This window comes from Rhodococcus sp. FW305-130 (genome assembly GCF_058788335.1).
Window position 1 is genome coordinate 582,282 of sequence record NZ_JBYTAP010000004.1, and the last position, 25,199, is coordinate 607,480.

The 25,199-nt window shown below is 61.7% G+C and carries 24 protein-coding genes; 14 read left to right on the top strand and 10 right to left on the bottom strand.

Going from position 1 to position 25,199, the window contains the following annotated elements:
- Positions 1-10 precede the first annotated feature (10 nt).
- The 5 genes from AC3WQS_RS15805 to AC3WQS_RS15825 all read right to left on the bottom strand — a co-directional run bounded on the left by AC3WQS_RS15805 (position 11) and on the right by AC3WQS_RS15825 (position 3,442).
- A complete protein-coding gene (locus AC3WQS_RS15805; protein ID WP_492713089.1) occupies positions 11-334 on the bottom strand; it encodes a hypothetical protein in 324 nt (107 codons plus the stop codon).
- Positions 267-1,109 (bottom strand): DUF8320 family protein, encoded by an 843-nt coding sequence (locus AC3WQS_RS15810; protein WP_492741513.1) that lies wholly within the window; start codon positions 1,107-1,109, stop codon positions 267-269. Before AC3WQS_RS15810 ends, AC3WQS_RS15805 begins: the two co-directional genes overlap by 68 nt.
- Complete coding sequence (locus tag AC3WQS_RS15815; protein ID WP_492741515.1) at positions 1,106-2,206, bottom strand: sensor histidine kinase; 1,101 nt, start codon at positions 2,204-2,206, stop codon at positions 1,106-1,108. The genes AC3WQS_RS15810 and AC3WQS_RS15815 overlap by 4 nt, the downstream gene beginning before the upstream one ends.
- Before the next feature lie 98 nt (positions 2,207-2,304).
- Positions 2,305-2,571: a response regulator transcription factor gene (locus tag AC3WQS_RS15820; protein ID WP_020905934.1), complete on the bottom strand. Its 267-nt coding sequence runs from the start codon at positions 2,569-2,571 to the stop codon at positions 2,305-2,307.
- A gap of 166 nt (positions 2,572-2,737) precedes the next feature.
- Complete coding sequence (locus AC3WQS_RS15825) at positions 2,738-3,442, bottom strand: response regulator transcription factor (RefSeq protein ID WP_019746583.1); 705 nt, start codon at positions 3,440-3,442, stop codon at positions 2,738-2,740.
- Positions 3,443-3,625: 183 nt separating this feature from the next.
- Between AC3WQS_RS15825 and AC3WQS_RS15830 the strand changes: the two genes are divergently transcribed.
- From AC3WQS_RS15830 to AC3WQS_RS15865, 8 genes are all read left to right on the top strand, one after another.
- A complete protein-coding gene (locus AC3WQS_RS15830) occupies positions 3,626-4,150 on the top strand; it encodes a TetR/AcrR family transcriptional regulator (protein ID WP_020968240.1) in 525 nt (174 codons plus the stop codon).
- Positions 4,147-5,631 (top strand): flavin-containing monooxygenase, encoded by a 1,485-nt coding sequence (locus tag AC3WQS_RS15835; RefSeq protein WP_166501707.1) that lies wholly within the window; start codon positions 4,147-4,149, stop codon positions 5,629-5,631. Before AC3WQS_RS15830 ends, AC3WQS_RS15835 begins: the two co-directional genes overlap by 4 nt.
- Positions 5,628-7,343, top strand: coding sequence for a GMC oxidoreductase (locus AC3WQS_RS15840; protein WP_283385053.1), 1,716 nt, complete (start codon positions 5,628-5,630; stop codon positions 7,341-7,343). Before AC3WQS_RS15835 ends, AC3WQS_RS15840 begins: the two co-directional genes overlap by 4 nt.
- Positions 7,327-7,974, top strand: coding sequence for an acetoacetate decarboxylase family protein (locus tag AC3WQS_RS15845; protein ID WP_259120450.1), 648 nt, complete (start codon positions 7,327-7,329; stop codon positions 7,972-7,974). The genes AC3WQS_RS15840 and AC3WQS_RS15845 overlap by 17 nt, the downstream gene beginning before the upstream one ends.
- A gap of 288 nt (positions 7,975-8,262) precedes the next feature.
- Positions 8,263-8,817 (top strand): Fur family transcriptional regulator, encoded by a 555-nt coding sequence (locus AC3WQS_RS15850; RefSeq protein ID WP_019746588.1) that lies wholly within the window; start codon positions 8,263-8,265, stop codon positions 8,815-8,817.
- Positions 8,818-8,848: 31 nt separating this feature from the next.
- Complete coding sequence (locus AC3WQS_RS15855) at positions 8,849-10,300, top strand: catalase (protein WP_019746589.1); 1,452 nt, start codon at positions 8,849-8,851, stop codon at positions 10,298-10,300.
- Positions 10,301-10,569: 269 nt separating this feature from the next.
- Positions 10,570-11,256, top strand: a complete 687-nt coding sequence (locus AC3WQS_RS15860; protein ID WP_030535692.1) for an HAD family hydrolase — start codon at positions 10,570-10,572, stop codon at positions 11,254-11,256.
- Between the two features lie 6 nt (positions 11,257-11,262).
- Positions 11,263-12,252, top strand: coding sequence for an LLM class F420-dependent oxidoreductase (locus AC3WQS_RS15865; protein ID WP_020723628.1), 990 nt, complete (start codon positions 11,263-11,265; stop codon positions 12,250-12,252).
- Here AC3WQS_RS15865 and AC3WQS_RS15870 read toward each other — a convergent pair.
- Together AC3WQS_RS15870 and AC3WQS_RS15875 are read right to left on the bottom strand one after the other, a co-directional pair.
- Positions 12,149-13,528, bottom strand: coding sequence for a sensor histidine kinase (locus AC3WQS_RS15870; protein WP_069147143.1), 1,380 nt, complete (start codon positions 13,526-13,528; stop codon positions 12,149-12,151). The genes AC3WQS_RS15865 and AC3WQS_RS15870 overlap by 104 nt on opposite strands.
- Positions 13,525-14,229 carry a response regulator transcription factor gene (locus AC3WQS_RS15875; protein WP_003943475.1) on the bottom strand — a complete coding sequence of 235 codons (705 nt, stop codon included), beginning with the start codon at positions 14,227-14,229 and terminating at the stop codon, positions 13,525-13,527. Before AC3WQS_RS15875 ends, AC3WQS_RS15870 begins: the two co-directional genes overlap by 4 nt.
- Positions 14,230-14,396: 167 nt before the next feature.
- Here AC3WQS_RS15875 and AC3WQS_RS15880 point away from each other — a divergent pair, with 167 nt between their 5' ends.
- From AC3WQS_RS15880 to AC3WQS_RS15890, 3 genes are all read left to right on the top strand, one after another.
- Positions 14,397-14,861 (top strand): hypothetical protein, encoded by a 465-nt coding sequence (locus tag AC3WQS_RS15880; protein WP_019746594.1) that lies wholly within the window; start codon positions 14,397-14,399, stop codon positions 14,859-14,861.
- 220 nt (positions 14,862-15,081) lie between these two features.
- Positions 15,082-15,885, top strand: coding sequence for a metal-dependent hydrolase (locus AC3WQS_RS15885; RefSeq protein ID WP_069147144.1), 804 nt, complete (start codon positions 15,082-15,084; stop codon positions 15,883-15,885).
- Between the two features lie 96 nt (positions 15,886-15,981).
- Complete coding sequence (locus tag AC3WQS_RS15890; RefSeq protein ID WP_492713063.1) at positions 15,982-17,748, top strand: cholesterol oxidase substrate-binding domain-containing protein; 1,767 nt, start codon at positions 15,982-15,984, stop codon at positions 17,746-17,748.
- Positions 17,749-17,753: 5 nt separating this feature from the next.
- On the opposite strand, the gene AC3WQS_RS15895 is transcribed toward AC3WQS_RS15890, so the two are convergent.
- The gene (locus AC3WQS_RS15895; RefSeq protein ID WP_492713062.1) at positions 17,754-18,422 is read right to left on the bottom strand and encodes a DUF6891 domain-containing protein; all 669 of its coding nucleotides are present in this window, start codon (positions 18,420-18,422) and stop codon (positions 17,754-17,756) included.
- A gap of 92 nt (positions 18,423-18,514) precedes the next feature.
- Complete coding sequence (locus tag AC3WQS_RS15900) at positions 18,515-20,128, bottom strand: DHA2 family efflux MFS transporter permease subunit (RefSeq protein ID WP_029254323.1); 1,614 nt, start codon at positions 20,126-20,128, stop codon at positions 18,515-18,517.
- 119 nt (positions 20,129-20,247) lie between these two features.
- On the opposite strand from AC3WQS_RS15900, the gene AC3WQS_RS15905 reads away from it, so the two are divergent.
- Complete coding sequence (locus tag AC3WQS_RS15905; protein WP_020968249.1) at positions 20,248-20,724, top strand: MarR family winged helix-turn-helix transcriptional regulator; 477 nt, start codon at positions 20,248-20,250, stop codon at positions 20,722-20,724.
- Positions 20,725-20,779: 55 nt separating this feature from the next.
- On the opposite strand, the gene AC3WQS_RS15910 is transcribed toward AC3WQS_RS15905, so the two are convergent.
- On the bottom strand, positions 20,780-21,811 hold the full coding sequence (locus tag AC3WQS_RS15910) for an ABC transporter substrate-binding protein (protein ID WP_060939229.1): 1,032 nt from the start codon (positions 21,809-21,811) through the stop codon (positions 20,780-20,782).
- A gap of 189 nt (positions 21,812-22,000) precedes the next feature.
- Between AC3WQS_RS15910 and AC3WQS_RS15915 the strand changes: the two genes are divergently transcribed.
- Both AC3WQS_RS15915 and AC3WQS_RS15920 read left to right on the top strand, forming a co-directional pair.
- Positions 22,001-23,557, top strand: a complete 1,557-nt coding sequence (locus tag AC3WQS_RS15915) for an acyl-CoA synthetase (RefSeq protein WP_195791602.1) — start codon at positions 22,001-22,003, stop codon at positions 23,555-23,557.
- Positions 23,558-23,602: 45 nt separating this feature from the next.
- Positions 23,603-25,195 (top strand): SIR2 family protein, encoded by a 1,593-nt coding sequence (locus AC3WQS_RS15920; RefSeq protein ID WP_445387585.1) that lies wholly within the window; start codon positions 23,603-23,605, stop codon positions 25,193-25,195.
- The last annotated feature ends 4 nt before the right edge of the window (positions 25,196-25,199 follow it).

Sequence of the window (25,199 nt, forward strand, 5' to 3'; positions counted from 1 at the left end):
TCCTCGAAAGCTATTCGGGATAGACGGCGCTGTCTGTAGTCGGATCGACGGACATGGACGAGGCGCCGAGTTCCCTCTGATCTCCCTGCCGTAACAGCTGCATTCCGTTGTGATCGAACTCGATTCGTCGAACGTCTTCAGTGTCGACCAGCATCGTGGCCATAGCGGTGCGCCGAGGTGGAAGGATCCGAATGGTCACTTTGCCTCGCGTGATCGCGGTGAGTTCCCGGACGATGCTCGCGTGGATTCGGTCGCGCACGGCGGGGTCAGCACCATCCATTCCGTGGTCGTCGAGCAGGACTACCTCGACGCCGCGGTTTCGAGTGGCATGCACAGCATCGATGACATCTGTCTGTTGTAAGCCAGGCGCCCTCAGCGAATCTCGGAGTTGCGCCTCGAGGAGTTCGCATTCTTGCCGCTCGGCGGTTGTCAGCGGAATCCCCGGAAGCGACCCGTTCGAGGAGTGGGCGCGCAAGTAGATCGAGCCTGTCGAGTTGCGCGTCGCGTTCCTCGAGAATCGCAGCGCTAGCGGATGCGGAGGCAATTCGTTGGGTGGACTGCTCCCGAAGTTCGTAGATAACCCTGGCTTGAGGACGGATGGTGTACGCGAAGAAGGTCGACATCAGAACAGGGCCCGCGTTGATGACCGTCAACGACACTCCGTACATGGCCCCCTGGCCGGTAGTGGAGGACCAGATGGCGGTCACCAACACCATGAGCCCAAGCCCGAGCCACGCGAGTGCTGTACGCCCACGAACGCACATGAAGGTGAAAACGGCCGTAGACATCCCGAACATCCACAATTGAGTCATGTCGTTGACGGGCACTGGAACCACTGACAACACAAGGCCACTCGTGACGGCGCCAGTCAGAGACACCAGAACGCTCTGCCCCAGCGGCATCGGGTCGCCTCGGCTCAGAACGAGTGTAAAAGCCGCAGTTGAGCACACGATAATTGCCAAGACCATCGGCCAGACTGCGCGGACGTCGGAGGAGGTGTACGCGACCGAGATCACGCAGGTGAGCGCGAAGCATGCAGCCATGAATCGAGCAGCACGGCTGTGCATACCGAGGAGATCGCGGACATCTCGTCCGTCCGGTCTGGTCATGTCATCACCGCTGCGGGCAAGCTCAGGGTCAGAGTCACCGAAGTGCCGCGGCCGGGTGACGATCGAATGGTTGCCGATCCGCCGTCGAGTTGGCGCATTCTGCCGCGGATGCTGACAGTGATTCCGAGGCGATGCGTCTCGACGGAGCTCGGATCGAAGCCGACGCCGTCGTCCGCGACGACTACTTCGAGGTGGGTGGTGGTTGCCGTGACCGTGACCGAACGCCGTGCACTGCTTCCGGCGTGCTTGACGCTGTTGCGCAGCGCCTCGGCCATCGCACCGGCCATCGCACGAATCGAGTCGGGCGCGTATCCGCTCGGATCGGACCCGACTGAGAGGGCGGTCTCGAACGTGATTTTTTCGTCTACTTCCGAAGCGGCTGAACGCAACTGAGCGAGGATTCCGTCGAAGTCGAAACTCGTCTCGTGATCGGTTCCGGAGCGGAGTTCGTCAAGCCTCTCGACAGTCCTTCGTGCCTGAGCGATGACCGAGGGATCGGCATCGTTTCTCGAAGCAGCGAGCAGGGTGGACATCACGGTGTCGTGGATGAGTGCGTCGAATCTCTCGCGTTCGACGGACTTGGCCTCGGCCGCTGCGGCGCCTGCCGCAGCGGCATGAGTGGTGGCGATAGTTGCATCCAGCACGCGACCGGTGCGCAAGGCCATGACGGCCGCTGCGACGAATACCGCGCAAAATGTCCAGGCGAAGGCGAGGTCGGGAACAAGCAGGTGCGTCGTGGGACTCGTCCGGATTATGTGATTGGTCAACTGTGCGAGTGTTGCCGCCACGAAAAGGTGCACGACGGCAGCGGCCGGTCGCCAAGCCGCAGCTGCCGCAAGGCTGGCGACGCCGGGGAAATTGGAAATCCACAAGGTGAAATCCGTGACGTGCTCACCATTCCAGGCCGGCCACCACAGGAGGATGACCACGACGTAGAGGAGCGCATTTGCACTCGCGGCTCGTTTCACCCACCGGGTGTCTGCGTGAAACGTCGATGCTCCCAATACCAGTCCGCTACCGAAAGTTGCGACCACTGCCAGCGGGGTCCACCAAGACGCGGACATCGCAGTGGCTTCGGCAATGGCAGGGGCGAGCAATATCAGATAGCAGACATAGCCTGCGCCGATGAAACGGCCGAAGAGCCTGAGAATTTCGTCAGAAGCAGTGGCTGTTTTGTCGAAAGCAACTTTGTCGATCAGAGTTCGTCGATCGTCACTATCTGATCTTGTATCGCTCGCACGAGTAGTTCGCATTTCGTCGGTGCGTTCCTTCCAACGTCGGCATACTTCTCGCGAATCCGGGACAGGTGGGTTCCCACCGTTCCCACGCTTATGTAGAGGTTTTGAGCGACGCGTGATTTCGAATCACTCAGTAGCCATTCCCTGAGAACCTCGACTTCGCGCTCCGAAAGGTGCGGTCCGACAGGGTCTTGTGTCATGCAGTTTTCCACAGTGACGGTCATGAGTTTCGTCTTTCTTTCGTCTAGCGGAATGACAGACTCCCCGACAGCGCCGTCTTCTTACCAGGTGAATGTAAGTCGAAGTTGGCCATTTTTCCCAGACATCAATTCCTCTGCCCATATATTCAGGGGCAGCCTTAGCGAAAGCAATCGTTACCGAACTTTTTCATTACTGAAGGTCATTGTTAGTCAAGGTCAGATTTCTACCGAGATTTCTGCGTTCCGGAATCGGTAGCACCCCGTCCTCGACCGCGCGTTTGTACAGATCTGTCTTTGTGGGGGCCGGCCGTCCGGCAGCCGCATATTTCTGCCTGATGCGTTGGAGGTAATCGTTGACCGTCTGCGGCGCCAAACCGGTGAGTCGCGCAACGCGATCTGCCTTCTCTCCGGATGCGTAAAGTTCGAGGACCTCGAGTTGTCGAGGGCTCAGACCCACCTCGTCGAGACCTGGATCCCCGTCGATGGCGGCGGCCCACTCTGTCGTCACAACCTGCCTTCCCGACGCGGCGGCGCGTATTGCATCAATCACGACGGCAGTCGGTTCGGACTTGCGCACAACGCCCAGTACGCCGGCACGGGCGGCCGAGCGAACGAGGAACGGGTTTTCCGCCCCGGTGAAGATCAATGTCTCGAGCCCCGCGGCCCGCAGTTCCTCGACGTTGCTCTTGGGCGATGAACCGTCGGCCAGTCGGAGGTCGAGAATTGCCAGATCCAAGCTGACGTTCTGAGCGAGCATCTCGGACACAGTGGTCGCGATGCACACCAACTCGATATCTGGCTCGTCCTTCAGCATCACGGACAAGCCGATAGCCACCGACTCGTGGTCTTCCACCAGTCCGACACGGCGGTGTGGAAATGCAGTTTGCTCTGGCATAGCGATTGTTTCCCTCCGCTCGATGCGAGGACGTTATCAGGCAGAGCTGACTGATCGGTATGTTACGTATCAAGATTTGAAGTCAGCCTGGACTGTTTTACGTTTCGGCTCTACAGTTGTCTTGTGACCGAGACCACTTCCGATGCGAAAGTAAGCCGTACGCAGGCCGAACGAACTGCCGCGATGCGTGGGCGCCTGCTCGACGCCGCTGTCGAATCGCTTGTCGAACTGGGCTACGCCCGGACCAGCACCCAGGAGATCGCCCGCCGCGCAGGGGTCTCGCGAGGTACGCAACTGCATCATTTTCCGACCAAGGAATCGCTGGTCGTTGCGGCCGTCGAGTATCTGGTCGACAAGCGACTGGAAGAAATCCTCACCGCTGAAGTGGATCGCGGCCGAGGTCTCGAGGTCCTGGCGGACGCGTTCTCCGGGCCACTGTTCTACGCCGCCCTCGAATTGTGGGTCGCGGCGCGAACCGATCCTGTTCTGCATGCGGCGACGGTGCCCCTCGAACGCAAGGTCAGTGAGGCACTCGAGTTCGGTAGCGCCGAGTTGTTCGGCGATCGATTCGATTCCGAGTCGGTCGAACTCACTATCGAACTCGTCCGCGGTCTTGCAGTCTCAGCCCTTTTCCGTACACCCGAAGCCGACGACGCGCTCAGAGCGCGACTGTTGCCGGCCTGGCAATCCCGAGTGGAGAAGAAGTGAAGCTTCCCGAACATGTCGAAACATTGATCGTCGGTGCCGGATTCGCCGGTATGGGCTTGGCGGCCAGAATGCTTCGTGACAACCGAACGGCGGACGTCGTGTTGATCGAGCGCGGAGCTGATATCGGTGGCACCTGGCGAGACAACACCTACCCAGGTTGTGCCTGTGACGTGCCGACGGCGCTGTACTCGTATTCTTTTGCGCCGAGCGCTGATTGGAGTCATACCTTTGCTCGTCAGCCCGAGATCTACGACTATCTGAAGAAAGTGGCCGCAGACACCGGCATCGGGGATCGCGTAATCCTGAACTGCGAACTCGAAGCCGCTGTGTGGGACGAGGATGCGGCGCTGTGGCGTGTCCGGACATCCCTGGGGTCGTTGACAGCCAAAGCGCTGGTCGCTGCGACCGGGGCGTTGTCGACACCCAAGATCCCGGATTTTCCCGGTCTCGACCAATTCTCCGGTACCACTTTCCATTCGGCGACGTGGAACCACGAACACGAACTGCGTGGTGAGCGCGTAGCCGTGATCGGAACGGGAGCGTCGGCGGTTCAGTTCGTTCCCGAAATTGCCGACCCTGCTGCCCATGTCACCGTGTTCCAGAGAACTCCGGCCTGGGTGATTCCGCGAATGGATCGCACCCTGCCTGCGGCGCAGAAGGCCGTCTACTCGCGGATTCCCGCTACGCAGAAAGTTGTTCGCGGAGCGGTTTACGGTTTTCGCGAGTTGCTCGGTGCCGCGATGTCACATGCGACGTGGGTCCTGCCGGCCTTCGAGGCGGCCGCGCGCCTCCATCTGCGCAGACAGGTGAAAGATCCGGAGTTGCGCCGGAAACTGACTCCCGATTTCACGATCGGTTGCAAGCGCATGCTTCTGTCCAACGACTGGTTGCGCACCCTCGACCGCGCGGACGTGAGCCTGGTCGACAGCGGGCTCGTCTCGGTCACCGAGGGCGGGGTGGTCGACGGGCACGGAGTCGAGCACAAGGTCGACACCATCATCTTCGCCACGGGGTTCACGCCGACGGAACCGCCTGTGGCGCATCTGATCACCGGAAAACGTGGCGAAACGCTGGCCGCGCATTGGAACGGTAGCCCCAATGCCTACAAGGGCACTGCGGTCAGCGGGTTCCCGAATCTGTTCCTCATGTACGGTCCGAACACCAACCTCGGACACAGTTCGATCGTGTACATGCTCGAGTCCCAGGCCGAGTACGTCAACGACGCGTTGAACACCATGAAACGTGAGCGACTGGACGCTCTTGATGTCAACGAGTCGGTACAGGTGCACTACAACAAGGGAATTCAGCACGAGTTGCAGCACACGGTGTGGAACAAGGGCGGATGCTCGAGTTGGTACATCGATCCGGAGGGGCGCAACTCGGTGCAGTGGCCGACGTTCACATTCAAATTCCGTTCGCTGCTGGAGCATTTCGATCGTGAGAACTACTCCGCTCGCAAGATCGAAAGCGTCCAGGCATGACCACGACGCACTACGACGTGGTGGTAATCGGATCGGGATTCGGTGGCAGTGTCGCCGCTCTTCGCCTGACGGAGAAGGGCTACCGTGTCGGGGTGCTCGAAGCCGGTCGACGGTTTGCCGACGACGAGTTGCCCGAAACCAGTTGGCGGATGCGAAAGTACCTGTGGGCGCCGTGGATCGGATGTTATGGGGTTCAGCGTATCCACCTTCTTCCGGACGTACTCGTGATGGCGGGAGCCGGCGTCGGGGGCGGATCGTTGAACTACGCCAACACGTTGTATCAGCCACCCATGCGGTTCTTCGAAGACCGTCAGTGGGCGCACATCACGGACTGGCACGACGAACTGGCGCCGTACTACGACCAGGCCAAACGGATGTTGGGTGTTCGCACCAATCCGTCCTTCACTCCGGCCGATGCGGTGATGAAAGACGTAGCCGAAGAGATGGGCGTGGGGGAGACCTTCACGTCCACCCCCGTCGGTGTTTTCTTCGGGGAGGCAGGAGTTTCCGTGCCGGACCCGTTCTTCGGCGGAAAAGGGCCCGAACGCACCGGTTGCACCGAATGCGGGGGATGCATGACCGGGTGCCGAGTCGGGGCGAAGAACACGCTGGTCAAGAACTACCTCCATCTCGCCGAGCAAGCGGGCGCCAGGGTTCATCCGCTCACGACCGTCACCGACCTTCGGCCGAGCGCAAGCGGTGGTTATCACCTGCTTGCGAGGCGAACGGACGGCGTCCGCCGGCGAGAAGTTCGGTTCACCGCCGATCAGGTGGTGGTAGCCGCCGGAACTTACGGAACGGCGAGACTGCTGCTCGGTATGAAGGAATCCGGTGCCCTGCCTGACCTGTCGGACACTCTGGGCACCGTTGTACGTACCAATTCCGAAGCCGTACTGGCCGCAACGTCGAAGTCGCGTCGACGGAACTTCACGCAGGGCGTAGCGATCACATCGTCCTTTCACCCGGATGATCACACGCACATCGAGCCGGTGCGATACGGCAAGGGCAGCAATGCAATAGGACTTCTGCAGACCGTCCTGAGTGACGGTGGTGGGCGAACTCCCCGGGTGCTGAAGACTCTGGCGGTCGCGGCACGGCACCCAGGTGCCTTCTTCCGGTCCTTGTCGGTACGGAACTGGTCCGAGCGAACCGTCATCGCGCTGGTGATGCAGACCGACGACAACTCCCTCGAGCTTTCCAAGAACACCAAACGATTCGGGCGTTCCCTCACCAGTAGGCCGGGACCGGGTGATCCGCCTCCCCAGTGGATTCCGCAGGGCCATACAGCTATTCGCAAGGTCGCCGAGAAGATCGACGGTGACCCAGGCGGTTCCATCGCCGAGATCGTGAATATCCCGATGACGGCGCACTTTCTGGGTGGCTGCGCAATCGGTGACAGCGCGGCGAGTGGCGTCGTGGATCCGTATCTCCGTGCTTACGGACATGCCGGCCTGCACGTCATGGACGGTTCGGTGGTGAGCGCGAATCTCGGCGTGAATCCTTCCCTGACCATCACTGCGCAGGCGGAACGAGCGTGCGCGATGTGGCCGAACAAAGGTGCCGCAGACGCCCGCCCGAAGACCGGCGAACCATACGTACGTATCGATCCGACGTTGCCGTCCAACCCGGTGGTGCCGACGCATGCACCAGGTGCTTTGCGGCTTCCCCTGACCGTTCGAGCTGAGAAGGTGTCCGATGTGGAGCGTGCCTGAATCGACAAGTGACCGCGTCGACTGGCCGGTGAGCGATCCGCCGCCGTGGCCTGCTTCCGTTCGCGCAACACTGTGGTGGCACCGCAGTACGCCGGCGGCGCGGGAACTCGGGCCAGACGATCGAACGATTCCGGTGACGGTGGCCATGATGGTGGACTACCTCGATTCGCCGGTCGGCCCGTATCGCGAGATCCTCGCCAGTCCGGTCTTGCATGCGCCAGGGAAACGGATCGGGCCTATGCCGCGGATGGTGGTCCCTTTCATCGCGGTGGATTCGGAACCGTCGGTGCACGGCGGACGGTTCCACTGGCAACTACCCAAGGTCCTGGCCGAGTTCGACGGAGACGTGCAGCAGAAATTCACTGCAACCGGCGACGGATGGCGGGTGCGTTCGGACACGCGGATGCTCGGGCCGCGTCTGCCGATTGCCGGGGCGTTGGGATTTGCGCAGCCGGAATCCGGTGGAGGTCTGGCGGTCGCGTCGGCCAGGCTGACGGGGTCGTTCCGATATGCGCGCGTGAGCGTCGAGGCAGAGGGGCCGACACTGCCGAACTGGTTGGCATCGGGCACTCATCACGGCGCCGTGATTCTGGGCGGAAAAATGACTACGGGAGCAGCCAAGCACCGATAGCAGGGGGTTGACCTGCGAAAGAACGAGCAAGGCCGCCCAGTCGGTGATTGGGCGGCCTTGCTCGTGTTGTGTAAAAAGTTAGGTGTCGACGTCCCACAGGCGCCTCTCGGCGGGTGGTCGCTCGCAGCGACAAAAGGGGTGGGGCCCGGGGCTTGTTCGGACGCCGACAGGGTGTTCAACGGTGGTCGCCCCGCATTTGTTCCCGTCCCGGGTATGTGACGCCGGTCTCGATTCAACTTAGGCAATCCTTTTCTTGACTAATTCCAGAAAAGCGGCATACTGGGAAACATGCGAGACGGAGAGCATGACTTCGACCCCCGAGCGCAACTTCGCGCCGTCGGGTTGAGGATCACTGCTCCGCGCCTCGCCGTGCTGGATGCGGTTACAGCCCAACCGCATTCAGACGCCGATTCTGTTGCAGCACTCGTGCGGCAGCAGCTCGGATCGGTATCCACACAGGCCGTTTACGACGTGCTCAAGGCATGCGTGAACGCAGGATTGCTGCGACGCATCGAGCCGGCGGGTTCACCCGCACGGTTCGAGACGAGAACTGGTGACAACCACCATCACCTCGTCTGTCGCGGCTGCGGCAAGGTCGTCGACGTCGATTGTGTTGTCGGCCAAGCTCCCTGCCTCGAACCTTCCGATAATCACGGCTTCGAAATCGACGAAGCCGAGGTCGTGTTCTGGGGCCGTTGCGAAGATTGCCTGAAGAATTCTGCCGAATCCGACACCGCGTCGGACACGGTCTCGCAGAATCGAATTGATGCGTCCAGAACCTCCGAGCCAGCCCCTTCGCATGCAGCCCATGCGTTCGGCTCGGATGCAGCCCCGCTCCTCTGACGCCCAGCCCACAACGCTAGGAGGCTTCGCCATGACCAAGCCCACCACCAACAATTTCGGTATCGCGGTCGCAAGTGATGACGAATCGCTGACCGCGGGTATTCAGGGGCCGGTGCTCCTTCACGACCACTACCTGATCGAGAAGCTCGCGCAGTTCAACCGCGAGCGTGTCCCGGAGCGCATCGTCCACGCCAAGGGCGGCGGCGCTTTCGGTGAACTCGTCATCACACACGACGTCAGCAAGTACACGAAGGCCGCGTTCCTGCAGCCGGGTAAGAAGACCGAGTCGCTCGTCCGCTTCTCCACCGTCGCCGGTGAGCAGGGCAGCCCGGACACCTGGCGCGATCCGCGCGGTTTCGCGATGAAGTTCTACACCGAAGAGGGAAACTACGACCTCGTCGGCAACAACACCCCGGTGTTCTTCATCAAGGACGCCATCAAGTTCCCCGACTTCATCCGTTCGCAGAAGCGACTGCCAGGCTCCGGTCTTCGTGACCACGACATGCAGTGGGACTTCTGGACTCTGCGCCCCGAAACGGCTCACCAGGTGACCTGGTTGATGGGTGACCGCGGTATCCCGAAGACCTGGCGCAACATGGACGGCTTCGGATCGCACACCTACCAGTGGGTCAACGCTGCGGGTGAACGCTTCTGGGTGAAGTACCACTTCAAGACCGATCAGGGCATCGAGTTCCTGACACAGGCAGAAGCAGACAGCCTCGCCGGTAGCGATCCCGACTACCACCGCGCGGATCTGTACAACGCCATCGAGGCCGGTAATTTCCCGAGCTGGACCCTCAAGGTTCAGATCATGCCGGTCGACGAGGCCGAAGGCTACCGCTTCAACCCGTTCGACCTCACCAAGGTCTGGTCCCAGAAGGACTACCCGCTGATCGAGGTCGGCAAGTGGACGCTGAACCGTAACCCGGAGAACTTCTTCGCGCAGATCGAGCAGGCATCCTTCGAGCCGTCGAACGTGGTGCCCGGCATCGGATTCAGCCCGGACAAGATGCTTCTGGGTCGCGTCTTCTCCTACGCCGACGCACATCGTTACCGCATCGGCACCAACTACGCCGACCTGCCGGTCAACGCCCCGAAGAACGAGGTGAACTCCTACTCCAAGGAGGGCGCCATGCGTTACAGCTTCAATTCCCCGTCGACGCCGGTGTACGCACCCAACTCGTACGGCGGACCTCACGCCGATCCGTCTGTTGCCGGTGACGAAGGCCTGTGGTCGTTCGACGGCAAGGCAGTGCGCGCCGGATACATCGAGCACGCCGAGGACGGCGACTTCACGCAGGCCGGAACGCTGGTCCGTGAAGTTCTCGACGACGCAGCTCGTGAGCGCCTGGTGAGCAACATCGTCGGCCACGCCCTTGCCGGCGTCAGCGAAGAAGTTCTACTGCGTGTCTTCGAGTACTGGAAGAACGTCGACGCAGATTTGGGCAAGCGTGTCGAAGAAGGTGTACGCGCAGGTCAGTGACCCGCTGACATGAGCATCACCTAGGTTTACCGAATGCGGACCGCTGCAAGGGAAATCACTTCCCGGCAGCGGTCCGTTTTTGTCTGCCCAACTACAGCAGTGCGAACCAGTAGACGAAGCATGCCAGAAGGAACACAACCACTGACTCCATGACGACACCCCTGTTCGACGTGCACTTCTGCTGTCCGCACTCTCCATGATCCGCTTCTCGAGCGGAGAATGCTCGGGGCACAAGTTTCGCGAACCGAGGTGTTGGGCAGTCAATTCCCATGGCAACAGGTGCAGTTCTCTTCGACATCGACGGAACGCTCGTCGATTCCAACTATCTGCATGTAGAAGCGTGGTCGCGAGCCTTCTTCGAGGTGGGTCGCCCGGTTGACGCGTGGCGGGTGCACCGCTGCATCGGCATGGACGGAGACCAACTACTGGAGACGTTGCTCGGCGAAGACATCGACGGGTGCGGGCCTCGGGCCAAGGAACTTCACACCAAGTACTACCGGCAGTCGGCTGACCGTCTCCGAGTACTGCCGGGAGCGCGAGAGTTGATCCGCCGAGTTCACTCGCTCGGACTGCACGTCGTGCTCGCTACCTCGGCGCCCGACGACGAACTGGAGTTGTTGCGCCAGACGCTCGACATCGACGAAATGATCTACGCCGCGACCTCTTCGGAATCCGTCGACGAGGCCAAGCCTGATCCGGACCTGATCGAAATCGCGCTCGCGAAGGCAGGTGTCGACGCGGGCGATGCGGTCATGGTCGGAGACGCCGTCTGGGACATGAAGGCGGCGACATCGGCAGGCGTTGTGGCTGTGGGAGTGCGCAGCGGCGGCATGTCGACCGACGAACTCGACGGCGCGGGTGCGGCGGAGGTGTACGACGACGCCCGCGACCTTCTCGACCACCTCGACGGCAGTGTGATTTCCGAACTCGTTTCAGGCCAAGATACCGGGAGTTGATCAGTGATGGCACGATTCGGCTATACCTTGATGACCGAACAGGCCGGCCCGAAAGAACTGGTCCGCCATGCAGTTCGGGCCGAAGAAGTCGGCTTCGACTTCGAAGTGATGAGTGATCATTACTCGCCGTGGCTGACCGAGCAGGGGCATGCGCCTTACGCCTGGTCGGTGCTGGGAGCAGTTGCCCATGCCACCGAGCGAGTCGGGTTGATGACGTATGTGACTTGTCCGACCGTCAGGTACCACCCTGCCGTGGTCGCGCAGAAAGCCGCGACGATCCAGATCCTCGCGGACGGGCGCTTCACACTGGGATTGGGAAGTGGCGAGAGCCTGAACGAGCATGTGGTCGGTGAGGGGTGGCCGTCCGTCGACACCCGGCACGACATGCTGCAGGAAGCAGTGAGCATTATTCGTGCACTGCTTGCCGGAGATCTGGTGAGCTGGAAGGGGGAGTACTTCGACGTTCAGTCCGCGCGGATCTGGGATCTCCCGGAGAACCCGGTTCCCCTGGCGCTGGCCATGTCCGGCGACAAGTCCGTCGAGCGTTTCGGTCCGATGGCCGATGACCTGATTGCCGTGCAACCGGATTCGGATCTGGTGCACCAGTGGAAGCATGTTCACGGACGGGCGTACGGGTTGGCGCCAGCAGGCCGGACCATCGGTCAGATTCCGATCTCGTGGGATCCTGATCGCGACACGGCCATCGCTCGCGCTCATCAGCAGTTCCGGTGGTTCGGTGGAGGGTGGTCTGTGAACTCCGAACTACCCACACCGGCGAGTTTCGCAGGTGCGACTCAGTTCGTGCGCAAAGAGGATGTGGCGGAAAGTATTCCGTGTGGCCCTGATCTCGATGTCATCGTGGAGGCAGTCAAGGCGTACACGGATGCCGGGTTCACCGATGTGGCGCTGGTACAGATCGGTGGAGATACCCAAGACCGATTCTTCGACGAGGCAGCCAAGCCACTGCTCGAGGCTCTGCACGTCGAATTGGGTTGATCGAGAAAATCAATCGAGTTCCGCCGAGGGGGCTCGCGTCGAGTCGCGCGCTACCGCCGTGCAGTCGCGCCTGCTGCGCGACGAGGGCCAACCCCAAACCGCTTCCGGCGTCGCCGGCGCCGGTACCACGAACAAATCGTTCGAACATCGCTTCGCGTTCCGACGGCGCGATCACGGTGCCGTTGTCGTCGACGTATACCGTCGCCGAACCGGTGGCAGCCCCTGATCGGACGGTGATCTCGACTTCGTCGGCACTGCCGTGCCGAACGGAGTTGGTGACGGCGTTGGTCAACACCAGACGGATGCCCGCGGGAAAGGCCTGAACCGAAAGTTCTTCCGGTGCTTTCAAACGAACGTCGACCTGAGGGTGCAGACGGCCGGCGTCAGCGACGGCACGATCGGCAACCTCCACGAGATCGACGTCGGCACAATCCTCCGGATCGGCCACTTCACCCAGGGCGAGCGTCTCGAGATCGGTGAGGGTGCGCTCGATCTGGCGCTGCGCCTCCAATAACTCGCTGGAGAGTTCGCGGCGTTGGCTTTCCGTGAGATCCAGTGTTGCGAGAACTTCGAGATCGGTACGCATCGACGTGAGAGGTGTGCGTAGTTCGTGGGCGGAGACGCGAGCGAAATCGCGCGCCGACTCCAACGCCTCTTCGGTGCGGCTTCTATCGGTTTCGATGCGACTGAGCATGCTGTGGATTGCCTCCGACAGTTCTTCGGCTTCGCGCGTACCGCGCACCGACGGTGCCCGGCGCGAGAGTCCTTCGACGTCGAGGTTGTTGCCGATCGAACTGGTGGTCTCGGTCAATTGCTGTAGGGGCCGGACGGCTCGGCCTGTGAGGAACCAGCCGAGCCCGGCCGCGGCAAGGATGGCGACCACTGCCGCAGCGGCCACTTGGAACTGCTGTTCACGGATTGCCTGGGTCAGTGGATCTTCGGGGATGCTGACGGCCAATGCGGCGCCGCTGTCGCCGGGCACGAGAACATCCCGACTGCGAACATCGGTGGTAGCCAAGGCGCTGACGGTCGTGGCGTTGAATCCAGGGCTGACCACGAATGGTTCTGTTGTTGCAGTTGGTGTTTCGATGAACAGGGGGCTCGGCGCACTCGCTGCGACGCCCAGGGTGACGGAATCGAGAGTGCGTTCGAGTTGTTCGGATCCGTTGACGCGCAGGAAGACCGCGAACGCAATTCCGATCGCGGCAATCACGATTCCGGCGGCCAGGCCCGACGCGATGGCTACCCGGGTCTGAAGTGACAGCGGCCGCTTCATCGTTCGGCCCTCAGGACGAAGCCCACTCCGCGCACCGTGTGGATCACGCGGGGCGCCCCGTCGACTTCGAGTTTCTTGCGTAGGTAGGTGACGAAGACGTCGACGACATTGGTGTCGGCAGCGAAGTCGTAACCCCAGACGAGTCGCAGGAGTTGTGCGCGACTGAGTACGACACCGGCATGCTCGGCGAGTACCGACAACAGGTCGAATTCTCTTTTGGTGAGTTCGATTCGCCTACCGTCGATGTGTGCTCGATGGCCACGGAGATCGACCGTCAGCGGTCCCACCGTGATCGGATGGTCGACCGACGGAGTGGCTCGCGTCGTGCGTCGTAGCAATGCGCGCAGTCTGGCGACGAGCTCGGCCAATTCGAAGGGCTTGGTGAGGTAGTCGTCGGCGCCCGCCTCCAGCCCCGCGATGCGGTCACCCACGGAACTTCGGGCGCTGAGTACGCAGATCGGAACCTCGTTGCCGATCGCGCGCAGGGCGGTTACCACCCCGACGCCGTCGAGGCCGGGCATGTTGACGTCGAGAACGAGTGCGGCCGGGCACTGCTTGTTCACCGATGACAAGGCCGATCGTCCGTCGACGGCAGTTGCCGTGTCGAAGCCCGACAATCGGAGTCCACGTTCGAGCGAATTCAGAACCTTCGCGTCGTCGTCAACGATCAGGATGCGCTCGCGTGTACTCACTCCAGCCATGGTGCCATCGGATTGCGACCTGGGGCCTCGCTCGGAGCGAGGGCCGCCGCATTCTCATCAACTCCTAAGAAACCGACAACAGATCTGCAGTGTCGGCTTCATAACCTCGGGTTTCTCGGATGCGACCGCGCCGAGAATTCGAGAACGTTCGATCAAGGAGAACAACGATGACGCGATTGAAAGTGAACGGCAAGCGGGCCAGCCGGACCGGTGTGGTGGTGGCGTCGGTGGCGGTCCTCGGTATGGCCGTGGCGCCGGGAATCGCCTGGGCTTCCAACCCGATTTCCGACGGGTCGCCGGTGGCGGTGCGATCGATCGCGACCGCTCCGTCAGAGGCAGGTGTGGCACCGGAAGTAGCGTGTGGTGCCGCGACGCCGATTTCCGACGAGGAGCTGCAGAAGCTCATCGACGAGGGCAAGGTTGTGCGCGCCGAGGAGGCGGGCACAGCCGCAATCACGATCGAAGTCCCTGGCGACGCCGCGACATTCATTGCGCGTGAAGGGGTGCCGGCGTTGCCGACCGTCGAATGGGCTCCGGCGATCGAGGGTGTTCCGGCAGAGGTGCTCAACATGGCAGGCGTCGCTCCGCTGGAGGAAGGCGTTGCCCTGTCATGCGCGGTTGCTGCGGGCTGACGAGCGAAAAAAGCTCCGCATGAACCGCTTTGACCTGGAACGGTACGGCCGTACTCAACCGGGTCCGGAGGTTGGTCAACCCTGTCGGTAGCACTTGCTACGTTCGGGGCGGTCTCGGCGAGCATGCCGAGACCGTCGCCGACGGCGTCATGTGTGTGGTGTCTTGCAGAGGGTGCGGTACGGCCTGATGCGGGGCGCGTTTCGAAAGGTGTTGTGTTTCATGGTCATGGGCCCCACCCACGCGATGTCCGGTGCTGCTGTGGGGTTGGTGGTTGCAGAGTTGTTGCCTCTCGATTGGGGAGGGCCCACATCCACCGCTGAAACCTTGACCTTTGCCGGTGTGTGCGCGGGAGCCGCCTTGCTTCCCGACCTCGATACCGGTCAGTCGACGGTTTCCCGATCATTCGGTCCGATCAGCAAAGCGCTGGCCAAAGGTATCGACGCAATTTCGGTGACCTTCTACCGCATCACCAAAGGCAAGAAGGACGGCAAGCGTCGTGGTGGGCATCGGACGCTCACGCACACCGCGCTGTTTGCCGCCGGTCTTGGGGCCGGGGTCTCGGCGCTGGTTGTTCAGTTCGGGAAGCCCGCCATCATCATCACCCTGTTCTTCTGCCTCGGGTTGGCGATCCGAGGATTGGCGGGTGAATTGGCCAAGGAGAAGGGGTGGCTCGCCGTCTCCGCCGTTGCGTTGGTGCTCTCGGCCCTCACCTGGCAGTGGTATCCGAGTGAGGCCGGATCCACCGGGCTAGGTGTTGCAGTGGCACTGGGCTGCGCCACACACTGTCTCGGCGATGCGATCACCAAGGAAGGGGTGCCGTTTCTCGCGCCCCTGATTCCGCTCGGCGGCAAGCGGTGGTGGGAACAACGGCTGCCGTCATTTCTGTCCATCCGCGCAGGTGGGAACCTCGAGAAGATTCTGATCGGGCCGGCGCTGACGGTCCTGACTGCCTGGTTGATCATCAGTGCTTTCGACGGCGCCCCGGAAGCGATCTACGCCGTCTTCGCTCCGATGGTGCAGTGAGCATCTAAATCTTTTATTACGGAACCACTGGCATCGTAATCATATTTGTTCTACGTTCGTCCCTGACATGAACCGAGTCGGCTGACGGAGTGAGCAGTGGTGCATCAAGCAGAGCGCAAGGCGGAGCACAGCTCGAGAGAAGACAGTGTGAGCCGGCGCGGATTTCTCGCAGCGAGTGTCGGCGCAGCTGCTCTCGCGGGTATTTCCTGGGCACCGGCGGGAGCTGTTCCCTGGGGCTCGGCATCGACCATCGCGCCACCGCCCGGATTTCCGTCGGACATTCCGTTGTCACAGCAGGCATACGCGAACTGGTCGCGAGAAATCATGCTCGAGAGTGTGTGGACGGCGACGGCGCGTCACAGCGACGACGTCGTCACCCTCGCCAACTGGGCGTTCGACAACGGGTACACAGTGCGTGCGAAGGGAACGATGCACGGGTGGAGTCCGTTGACGGTGGTGCCCGGCGCGCCTTCGGATCGAGTTCTGCTGGTCGATACGATGGCGAACTTGAATTCGGTTGTGGTGCAGCACGGCACGCCCGCAACAGTCACGGCGGGCGCCGGCGCCAGTATCGAAGCGATTCTGACAGCGCTCGAGCGCGAGGGGCTCGGCTGGGCCAACGCTCCGGCGATCGGTGAGCTGTCCATCGCCGGCGCGCTGGCGATCGGCGCTCACGGGGCAACCTATCCGGCGGTGGGGGAGACGATCACCCCTGGTCAATCGTATGGTTCGCTGAGCAATCTGATCACCGAGATCACGGTGGTGGCGTGGGACGAAGGCCGCAATCGATACGGGCTGAAGACTTTTCACCGATCAGATGACGAGATCACGGCTTTCCTGACTCACCTGGGCCGAACCTTCGTCACCTCCGTGACGCTGCAAGCCGGGGAGAATTATCGGCTGCGGTGCCGGAGTTTCACCGACATTCCGTGGCAAGAACTCTTTGCTGCTCCCGGTTCGCCAGGGCGTACCTACGAGAGTTTTGTCGAGAAATCCGGACGGGTGGAGGCGATCTGGTTCCCGTTCACGCAAACACCGTGGCTCAAGATCTGGACGCCGACCCCGGTCAAACCACCGGAGTCCCGAGAGGTGAGCGGGCCGTACAACTACTTCTTCTCCGACGCGATTCCCGAAGAAGTCACCACCCCGTTGGGGATGGTGGCGCAGGGCCTTCAAGCTGCGACACCGCTGTTCGGCGCCTCTCAGTTCGGAGCTGTAGCAGCAGGATTGGCGCTGACCGACACCGACGATCTGTGGGGCTGGTCAAAAGATGTTCTGTTCTACCTGCGGCACACGACGTTGCGCGTAGTAGCGGGCGGCGGCGCGGTGATCACCAAGCGGTCCAACATCGGCCGAGTCGTCCACGAGATGACGAGTTGGTTGAACGAGCGAATGACGCACTACGCGTCGCTGGGGCAGTATCCCGTCAACATGCCGTTCGAAGTGCGTCTCTGTGGTGTCGATGACAGTGGCGAAGTCCTTGTCGACAGCGCCGGCGTGCCGGATCTGTCAGCGGTGCGGCCCCGGGCGGATCGTCAGGACTGGGATACGGCGATCTGGATGAACGTGGTCTCGATTCCCGGCACCGCGGGATTGCCCGCGTTCCTTCGCGAGATGGAACGGTGGATGGTCGCGAACTACTCCGGCGATTACGCGACTTTCCGTCCGGAGTGGTCCAAGGGGTGGGCATTCACCGATCAGGCGGCGTACCAGGACGACGAATTCCTCACCAGTACAGTGCCTGCCACCTTCCGCGCCGGTGGCGACGGGAACTGGGACTTCGCTCTCGCCACTCTGGACGAACACGACCCCCACCGCGTATTCAGCAATACGTTCATCGACCGCGTATTGCCACCCAGCTGAATCTTTTACTGCGGGGGCGGTTTGCGCCAACATACGTCGGTGACACGGATGCGCTGATTGTTGTCACCGTTCCAGTCGACGCTCAGTCCCTGGGCGCGGAGTGCGTCGGCTACCTGGCGCCCGACGGTCTGATCGGTGTGCGCGATCATCTGTGCCTTGGCGGTTTCGTCGCCGCCGAACGCGGCGGAGACCAGCGCGGGATCGAGATCGTGGGCCGGACGAAACGCACTGTAGGACAAGTAGAGATCGGACGGCTCGTCGCCGAGACGCTCCGCATCTTGCATGTGGAAGAACGTGTACGCCCACTGAGCAAAGGGATACCCGTTCTCGTCCGGTTCGGACGGCGTGCGTTCGTCGTCGATTTCGGTAGTGCCGCACTGCATGCAGCAGGTGAAGTTCATGCGAGCCACGATGCCGTTGCGCTCGAGTTCTGCGAAGGCGGCGGATACGCGCTCGAAGTCGCCGGGACCCGTCCACTGGGTCTGCTCCCCGAGCCTTTGGTCCCAGACCTCACGCACTACTGCGTCGATCTGTCTGCCGAGTTCATCGTTCTCGAAACCGCCCTCGACACAGTCTCGGGCGGCTTCGCAGATTTCATCGAACGTCGCGAACCCGGGGACTACCAATTCGCGTGCTTGCTCACGGACGGCCACGATGTCGGCCGCGCTGAGCACCGTTGCAGGCTGACGTGACCGTGCTGACCGTGACGGTGCTGACCGTGACCAGGGCAATCGCATACCGGCACCGTACTGCACCGATCCGGCCGTCAGGCGTCGGCTGCTGCCTTTGTTTCCTCCTCGGTCGACGGGGCAGGCTTGTTCGGGATGAGCGCGGTGGCGATCAGGCCGACCACGACAAATCCGGCCGCAAGGTATCCGCCGAGTGTGATCCCGTGAGTCATTGCAGACTGTGCAGCGTCGGCGACGAAAGCGGTGCTCGGTGACCCGGCCAGCGAGTCGATGGCGGCGCCCGCGCTGTCGGTGACAGCACGCGTCAACTGATCAGCCTGAGCTTGGTCGACACCGGATTCGGTGAGGTCGTTGTTCAGCGTGGAATTGAGAGTGCTGAAGAAGACCGTGGTGAGGACAGCGATGCCCAGTGCGGATCCGAGTTGGCGGAACGCACTCTGAATGCCGGAGCCTTGACCGGCGCTCTGCTCGGGAATCTCCTCGAGCACGACGTTGGTCACCTGCGCAGTCGCAAAACCGACACCGATGCCGTAGAAGAAGAGCACTGCGGCGATAGTCCACCAGGGGCTGTCTGTCGCCGCGATGAATCCGAGACCGGCGAGACCGAGCGCTTCGAGGGCCAAACCGATACGGACCAAGCCCAACGGCGAGACCTTCGACGCCATTCCGAAGCTCGCACCACTGGCGACGAAGCTGCCGATGGCAATGGGAACCAGCGCGAGCCCTGCCTGGAGTGCGCTGTACCCGAGCGTGAACTGAAGCCAGAGAGGAAGCACCGCAACGATTCCGAACTCACCGAGTCCGATGATCAGCGTCGCGATGTTGCCGTTGCGGAACGACGAGATGGAGAACAGTCGTACGTCCATCAGCGCCCGCGACGGATCGTCGCTGCGGGTGAGCATGGTTTGGCGGTAGGCGAACGCACCGAGCGACAGAACGGCGAGAACCAATGCCACCAGAACCGGCGACGGTCCGCTGGACCATGACAGGCCGAACAGATCGAAGGGTTCCTTCGTCGTCAGCCACCCATACGTACGTCCCTCGACGAGGCCGAAGGCGAGCAGGCCCAGGCCGGCGATGGACAGTGCCGCTCCGGTGGCGTCGATGCGTCCAGCGGTGCGGGGTGAGGGCGCGATGAACAGCACTGCGCCGATCAGAATGAGCGCAGCAAGCGGAATATTGATGCCGAATGCCCAACGCCATGAGGCATGTTCGGCAAGCCAGCCGCCGAGCAATGGGCCGAGAGCGGAGGCTGCACCGATGGTGGAACCCCAGACTGCGAAGGCCTGGCCGCGGGCTTTGCCGGTGAACATCGCGTTCAGAAGTGACAGTGAGGTGGGCAGGATCATGGCCGCGCCGGCGCCCTGCAGGAATCGCGCCAGGATGAGCAGGCCGCCGTTCGGTGCCAGTCCGGCCAGTAGGCTCGTTGCGCCGAACACGACGACACCGGCGATGAAGATGCGACGGGCGCCGACCAGGTCCGCAACTCTGCCGACCAATAGCAGGAGCGCCGCGAACACGATTGCGTAGGACTCTTGGATCCATTGAGCCTGAACGGAGTTGATCCCGAGATCTTCGATGATCGAGGGAACTATGACGTTGACGATAGTGGTGTCGACGACGATCAGTGCCACGCCGAGTGCGATGGCGATCAGGCCCAACCACTTGCGAGTGGTGGGTGAGATGTTCACGAATAAACCTCCATTGTGAAGTAACTTCACAGTGAAGGTATATTTGAGGCGGTAAGTTGTCAACGTGCGCGCTGGGCTCGACCGGCCGCCGTCTGGCACAGGAAAGGTGGGATCACGGGGTGGAAGCACCGCGCGACATCTCCGTGGAGCGGGAGCGGCTGATGGACGAATTCCGCGCGTACGGTGGGACGTTCACCGAATTCAGTCATCGATTCGCGTCGTGGCTCGGCCTGCATTCCACCGACGCGACTGCCTTGATGGAAATCACAGCTGCCGAGGAGAAGGGGACGCCGCTCTCGCCCGCCCGCCTCGGAGAGCGGATCTCGCTGACGTCGGGCGCAACCACCGCGTTGCTCAACCGCCTGGAGAAGGCGGGACATATCGTCCGGACCCGTGAGAATGCAGACCGTCGCGTGGTCACGCTGCACAGCAGTGCGCATGTGCAGGACCTCGCGGACGAGTTCTTCGGTCCACTTGCCGTGCGACTCGACGCCATGATGGAGAAATACCCGCCCGAACTGCTCAGTCGATTCGAGGAATTTCTCGTCGACCTGCACTCGACGATGAACGAACACCTCGAGCAGGACAACCGCTGAACAAAAAAGCCGCCCGACTCCGGAGAGTCGGGCGGCTTTTTTGTGTCGGTGACGGCTACTTGCCGAGCTTGGCCTGCAGGTCGTCGAGAACCAGGCCTGCGCCTGTCGGGCCGAGGCCCAGGAACCAGGTCTCGTCACTCACCTCGGTGGCGCGGCCTTCCTTGACTGCGTCCATGCTTGCCCACAGCGGACCGGCGACAACGGTGGTCTGACCGGTGTCTGCGGGATTTCCGTAGCTGGAGTAGAAGATTCGGTCACCCTCTGCCTCGGTGATCGTTTCCGGGCTGACCTCGACGGCCAACTCGTTGATGTCCTGGATCGCCGGGCGTGGCAGGCCGACATCCTTCAAGATGACGCCGATGAACGACAGGTTGCCGTACAGGCGCAGCTTCCCGGACATGAAGCGAACCAGCGAGATAGTCGGCGAACCGTCGATCGACTCACGGACCTGATCCGCGTGCGCCTGGTAGTCGTTGAGAACCTGCTCGGCCTTGGTCTCCTCGCCGAGTGCGTCACCGGCAAGGAGGAAGTTCTCCTTCCACGGGAAGCCGGGGCGGATGCTGAAGACCGTCGGCGCGATTGCCGCGAGCTGCGGGTAAAGCTTGTCCTGGCGCAACTTGCTGCCGAGGATCAGATCTGGCTGCAGTGCGGTGATCGCCTCGAGGTTGAGGTTGTTGGTCGTGCCGACATCGGGGACGCCGACCAATTTGTCAGCCAGGTACGACGGCTGACCGGCGGCACTTTCCGGGCTGGCGATGCCGACCGGGGTGATCCCGAGCGAGAGGACCTCGTCGAGTTCGCCGCTGTCGAGGACGACGACACGGGTCGGCTTGGCCTCGAGGGTGGTCTCGCCCAGAGCATGGGTGATGGTGCGTGGGAACTCGCCGGGCGCAGCATCGCTGCCGAGCTTCGCGGTTTCCGTGTCGGCGGTGCTGAACAGCTTGCCGCCGGTTGCGACATCGGTGTTGCCGTTTGCGTTGCCGCCGGCGTCGGAAGAACCGCAGGCCGTAGCGGCAAAAACAGTCGCCAGGGCAACCATGGCGACCCGGACCGACGTGCGGCTCCGGAGAGTGGTGCGTGAATGCATTAGGCTACCCTACCTTCCGGCTATCGGGCTTGCTCGGAGAGGTATCCGCACCGTTGATATCAGGTGAGCAGCGCGTCAGGTCTCGCTCAGCGGGACCGCTACGCAATTCGGACTACAGGGTGCGACCAACGTGTTAGCTTCGCGAAAGACCTGTACTGGTAAGCGAAGACGCGTGTAGTGAGGATTTCGATGACCCTGAACATTGCCGATCTGTTCGAGGCCGTTGCCGATGCGATCCCCGATCGGGTTCCCTTGATTCTGGAAGACGCCCGGTTGAACTACGCCGAACTCGAACTGCGATCGAACCGACTCGCACATCATCTGCAGTCCGTCGGCGTCGAGCCGGGGCAGCACGTCGGTATTCACATGCGTAACTGCGTCGAGTACGTCGAAGCGCTCCTGGCTTGCTTGAAGATCAGAGCAGTGCCGATCAACGTCAACTTCCGCTATACCGATGCAGAACTCCTGTACATCTACACCAACTCTCAAATGGTGGCATTACTCGTCGAAGAGGAATTCGCGCCGACGGCATTGGCCGTGGTTCCGCAGTGTCCGGAGATCTCCCACGTGCTGATCGTCGGCGACGACTATGAGAACGCCCTTGCCGCGCAGACTGATACTCGCGACTTCGGCCCGCGAAGCAACGACGACCATTTCATCATTTACACCGGCGGCACCACCGGAATGCCCAAGGGCGTGGTGTGGCGGCACGAGGACTTCTTCTTCGCCGCGCTGTCCGGAGCGAACCTCAGCGGGCCGCCGCGTCGGAGCCTCGAAGAGGTTGTGGATGCGGCCGTGGCGAACACCAATCCGACTGTGCTGCTACTAATCCCGCCGCTCATGCATGGAGCCGCGATCTATTCACTGCTCACGGCTTTCCTCATGGGAGCGCCCCGAGTGCTGACTCGCAGCTTCGATCCGACGGAAGTGCTGCGACTGGTCGAGGCCGAGAAGATCACCGGAATCACCGTCGTCGGAGACGCGATTGCTCGGCCGATCGCCGACGCCATCGCCGCAAGCGAAGGCCGGTACGATCTTTCGACTCTCAAACTGATCGGGTCGGGTGGCGCATTGTTCTCCCCGAACCTGAAGGCAGAACTGACAACCCGATTACCGGGACTGGTGATCAAGGATGCCTTCGGTGCTTCGGAATCCGGCAACGACGGCGTCGTCGAATTCGGTGAGGACGGTTCAAAGCGAATTCGATCCAACCCCAACATGATTCTTGTCGACGACGAATTTCGTCGCATCGAACCAGGCTCGGGCACAACCGGGTTCATCGCCAGGGCCGGCCATGTCCCCGTGGCCTACTTCGACGACCCCGCCAAGACTGCTGCAACTTTTCCTGTCGTCGACGGGGTGCGTCTGGCGGTACTCGGGGACATGGGCACGATGGAAGCCGACGGAACCATCGTGCTGCTCGGGCGCGGTTCGATGTGCATCAACTCCGGCGGCGAGAAGGTCTACCCCGAAGAAGTGGAGCAGGCGCTCAAAACTCACCCGGCAGTTTTCGACGCCTTGGTAGCGGGCGCGCCCGACGCACGATTCGGTGAGAAGGTTGCCGCTGTCGTGCAGGTTCGGCCGGGGTTCGAAGATGTTGCGACGGAATCATTGTCGGAGCACTGCCGCACCCACGTCGCCGGGTACAAGATCCCCCGGTCGATCGTGCTGGTACCCAGCATCCTCCGCTCACCCAGTGGGAAGGCCGACTACCGTTGGGCTCGCGAAACCGTCGCGGGAGTGTGAATCGTAGTGTCCCGGAACCTGTATTGGCACTAGTGGGGAGTATGTGTGACTGGGAATGACGCAGGTGCTGGTCATGTTTTTGTCGTCCGTGGACGTCTCGAATCAGTGGACTGGGATGCGGCGGTCGTGTCGACGAGCGGCAACTTCGTGCCTCGTGAGCACTGGTGGCCGGTGCTCGGCCTCACGAGTCCAGTGGAAAGCGCACCGGCAGGGGGCAACAGGGTGCGCTCATTTCCGAAGGAAGGGCGGCCGGTATGGCTGCTGAACGTCGCTTCGCGGGGATCGGTGTCCCGGCTGGTGGACGGCGTTCGCGAGGTCCTCGACACGATTGCATCTGCTGATATCGAGCCTGGAGGTCGTCGAGTAAAACCACTCATTGCATTGCCGACCTTTGGGGTGGGACTGGGTGGGCAGGGGATGGTTCGTGGCCTTGTTATCAAGGCGTTGATCGAGGCCGCAGTGGAATGTGCTGACAAATACGACTTCGACATCGCATTTGTAGTTGCCAATGCTGCCGATTACGCCGCGTATCAATCGATTCGGCGGGGGCATCTGTTGAGTGCTGGCATCCCTCCGCAGGTCCAGCGATTGGCAGATAGGCTCCAAGCTGGTGAAGCCTCCTTGTTGTTGGGTGCGGGAGTAAGCATTCCCGCCGGATTGCCGTCGTGGGACAGTCTGCTTGAGGCAATTCGGCAGAAGGAACTTCCGGGTGTGAGCAGCGCGGAATTCGCTGAGCTCAATGTCCTCGACCGTGCGCAACTTCTGTCGAAGGAGTTGAAAACGGAGGACGACGGATCGAACGAACTGGGCGAACGCGTTGTTCAGCTGACTGGTCTCGATATCAAACCAACGCTGTCGCATTGTCTTCTGGCGTCTCTGCGAGTCACAAAAGTGGTTACGACCAACTACGATGCGTTGTACGAAAGCGCATTTGAATCAGCGCACGGCGAAAACTCGGTCGCCGTACTTCCGAGAGAAGAAGCCCGCGCGGGAGTTCCGTGGGTGCTGAAATTGCACGGCGATGTGGCTGACGCGGCCAGCATCGTCTTGAGTCGCCGAGACTTCGTCAGATACGACGCAGAACGACGTCCGTTGGGCTCGATCGTTCAGTCGCTCATGGCAACCGGACATCTCATAGTTGTCGGAGCGTCGATGACCGATGACAATGTGCTCCGGCTTGCACATGAAGTATTGGCGCTCGATGCACGGAACAAGCGCCCACGAACTTTGGGCACCGTAATCACACTGCAGCGGGACGAGATTCGAACTGCCTTGTGGAAGAACGACTTCGACTACGTTGCCGTTTCGGATTCCCTGGATCAGCAAGTGGCTGCACGTGACCTCGAGATATTCCTGGACAAGCTCGCGATCTTGACGAGCGTCGACGCTCCATACTTGTTGGATACAAGATACAAGGGGTTGCTCGAAGGAGGAGAAATCGATTTGGCAGAAAATTTGCGGGCGGCCGCCGAAGTCATCAGATCCTTGCCGCACGAGCACCGAGAGCGATGGAGCAGCCTGGAAGCAGTGTTCGACGAACTGGGCGCCACTCCTCGGCCGCCATCTACAGAGGAGGATCAGCGGGTTTCCCGATCGCGGTCTCAACGACGTCGAATTCGGCTGTCACAGCTGCGCTGAATTC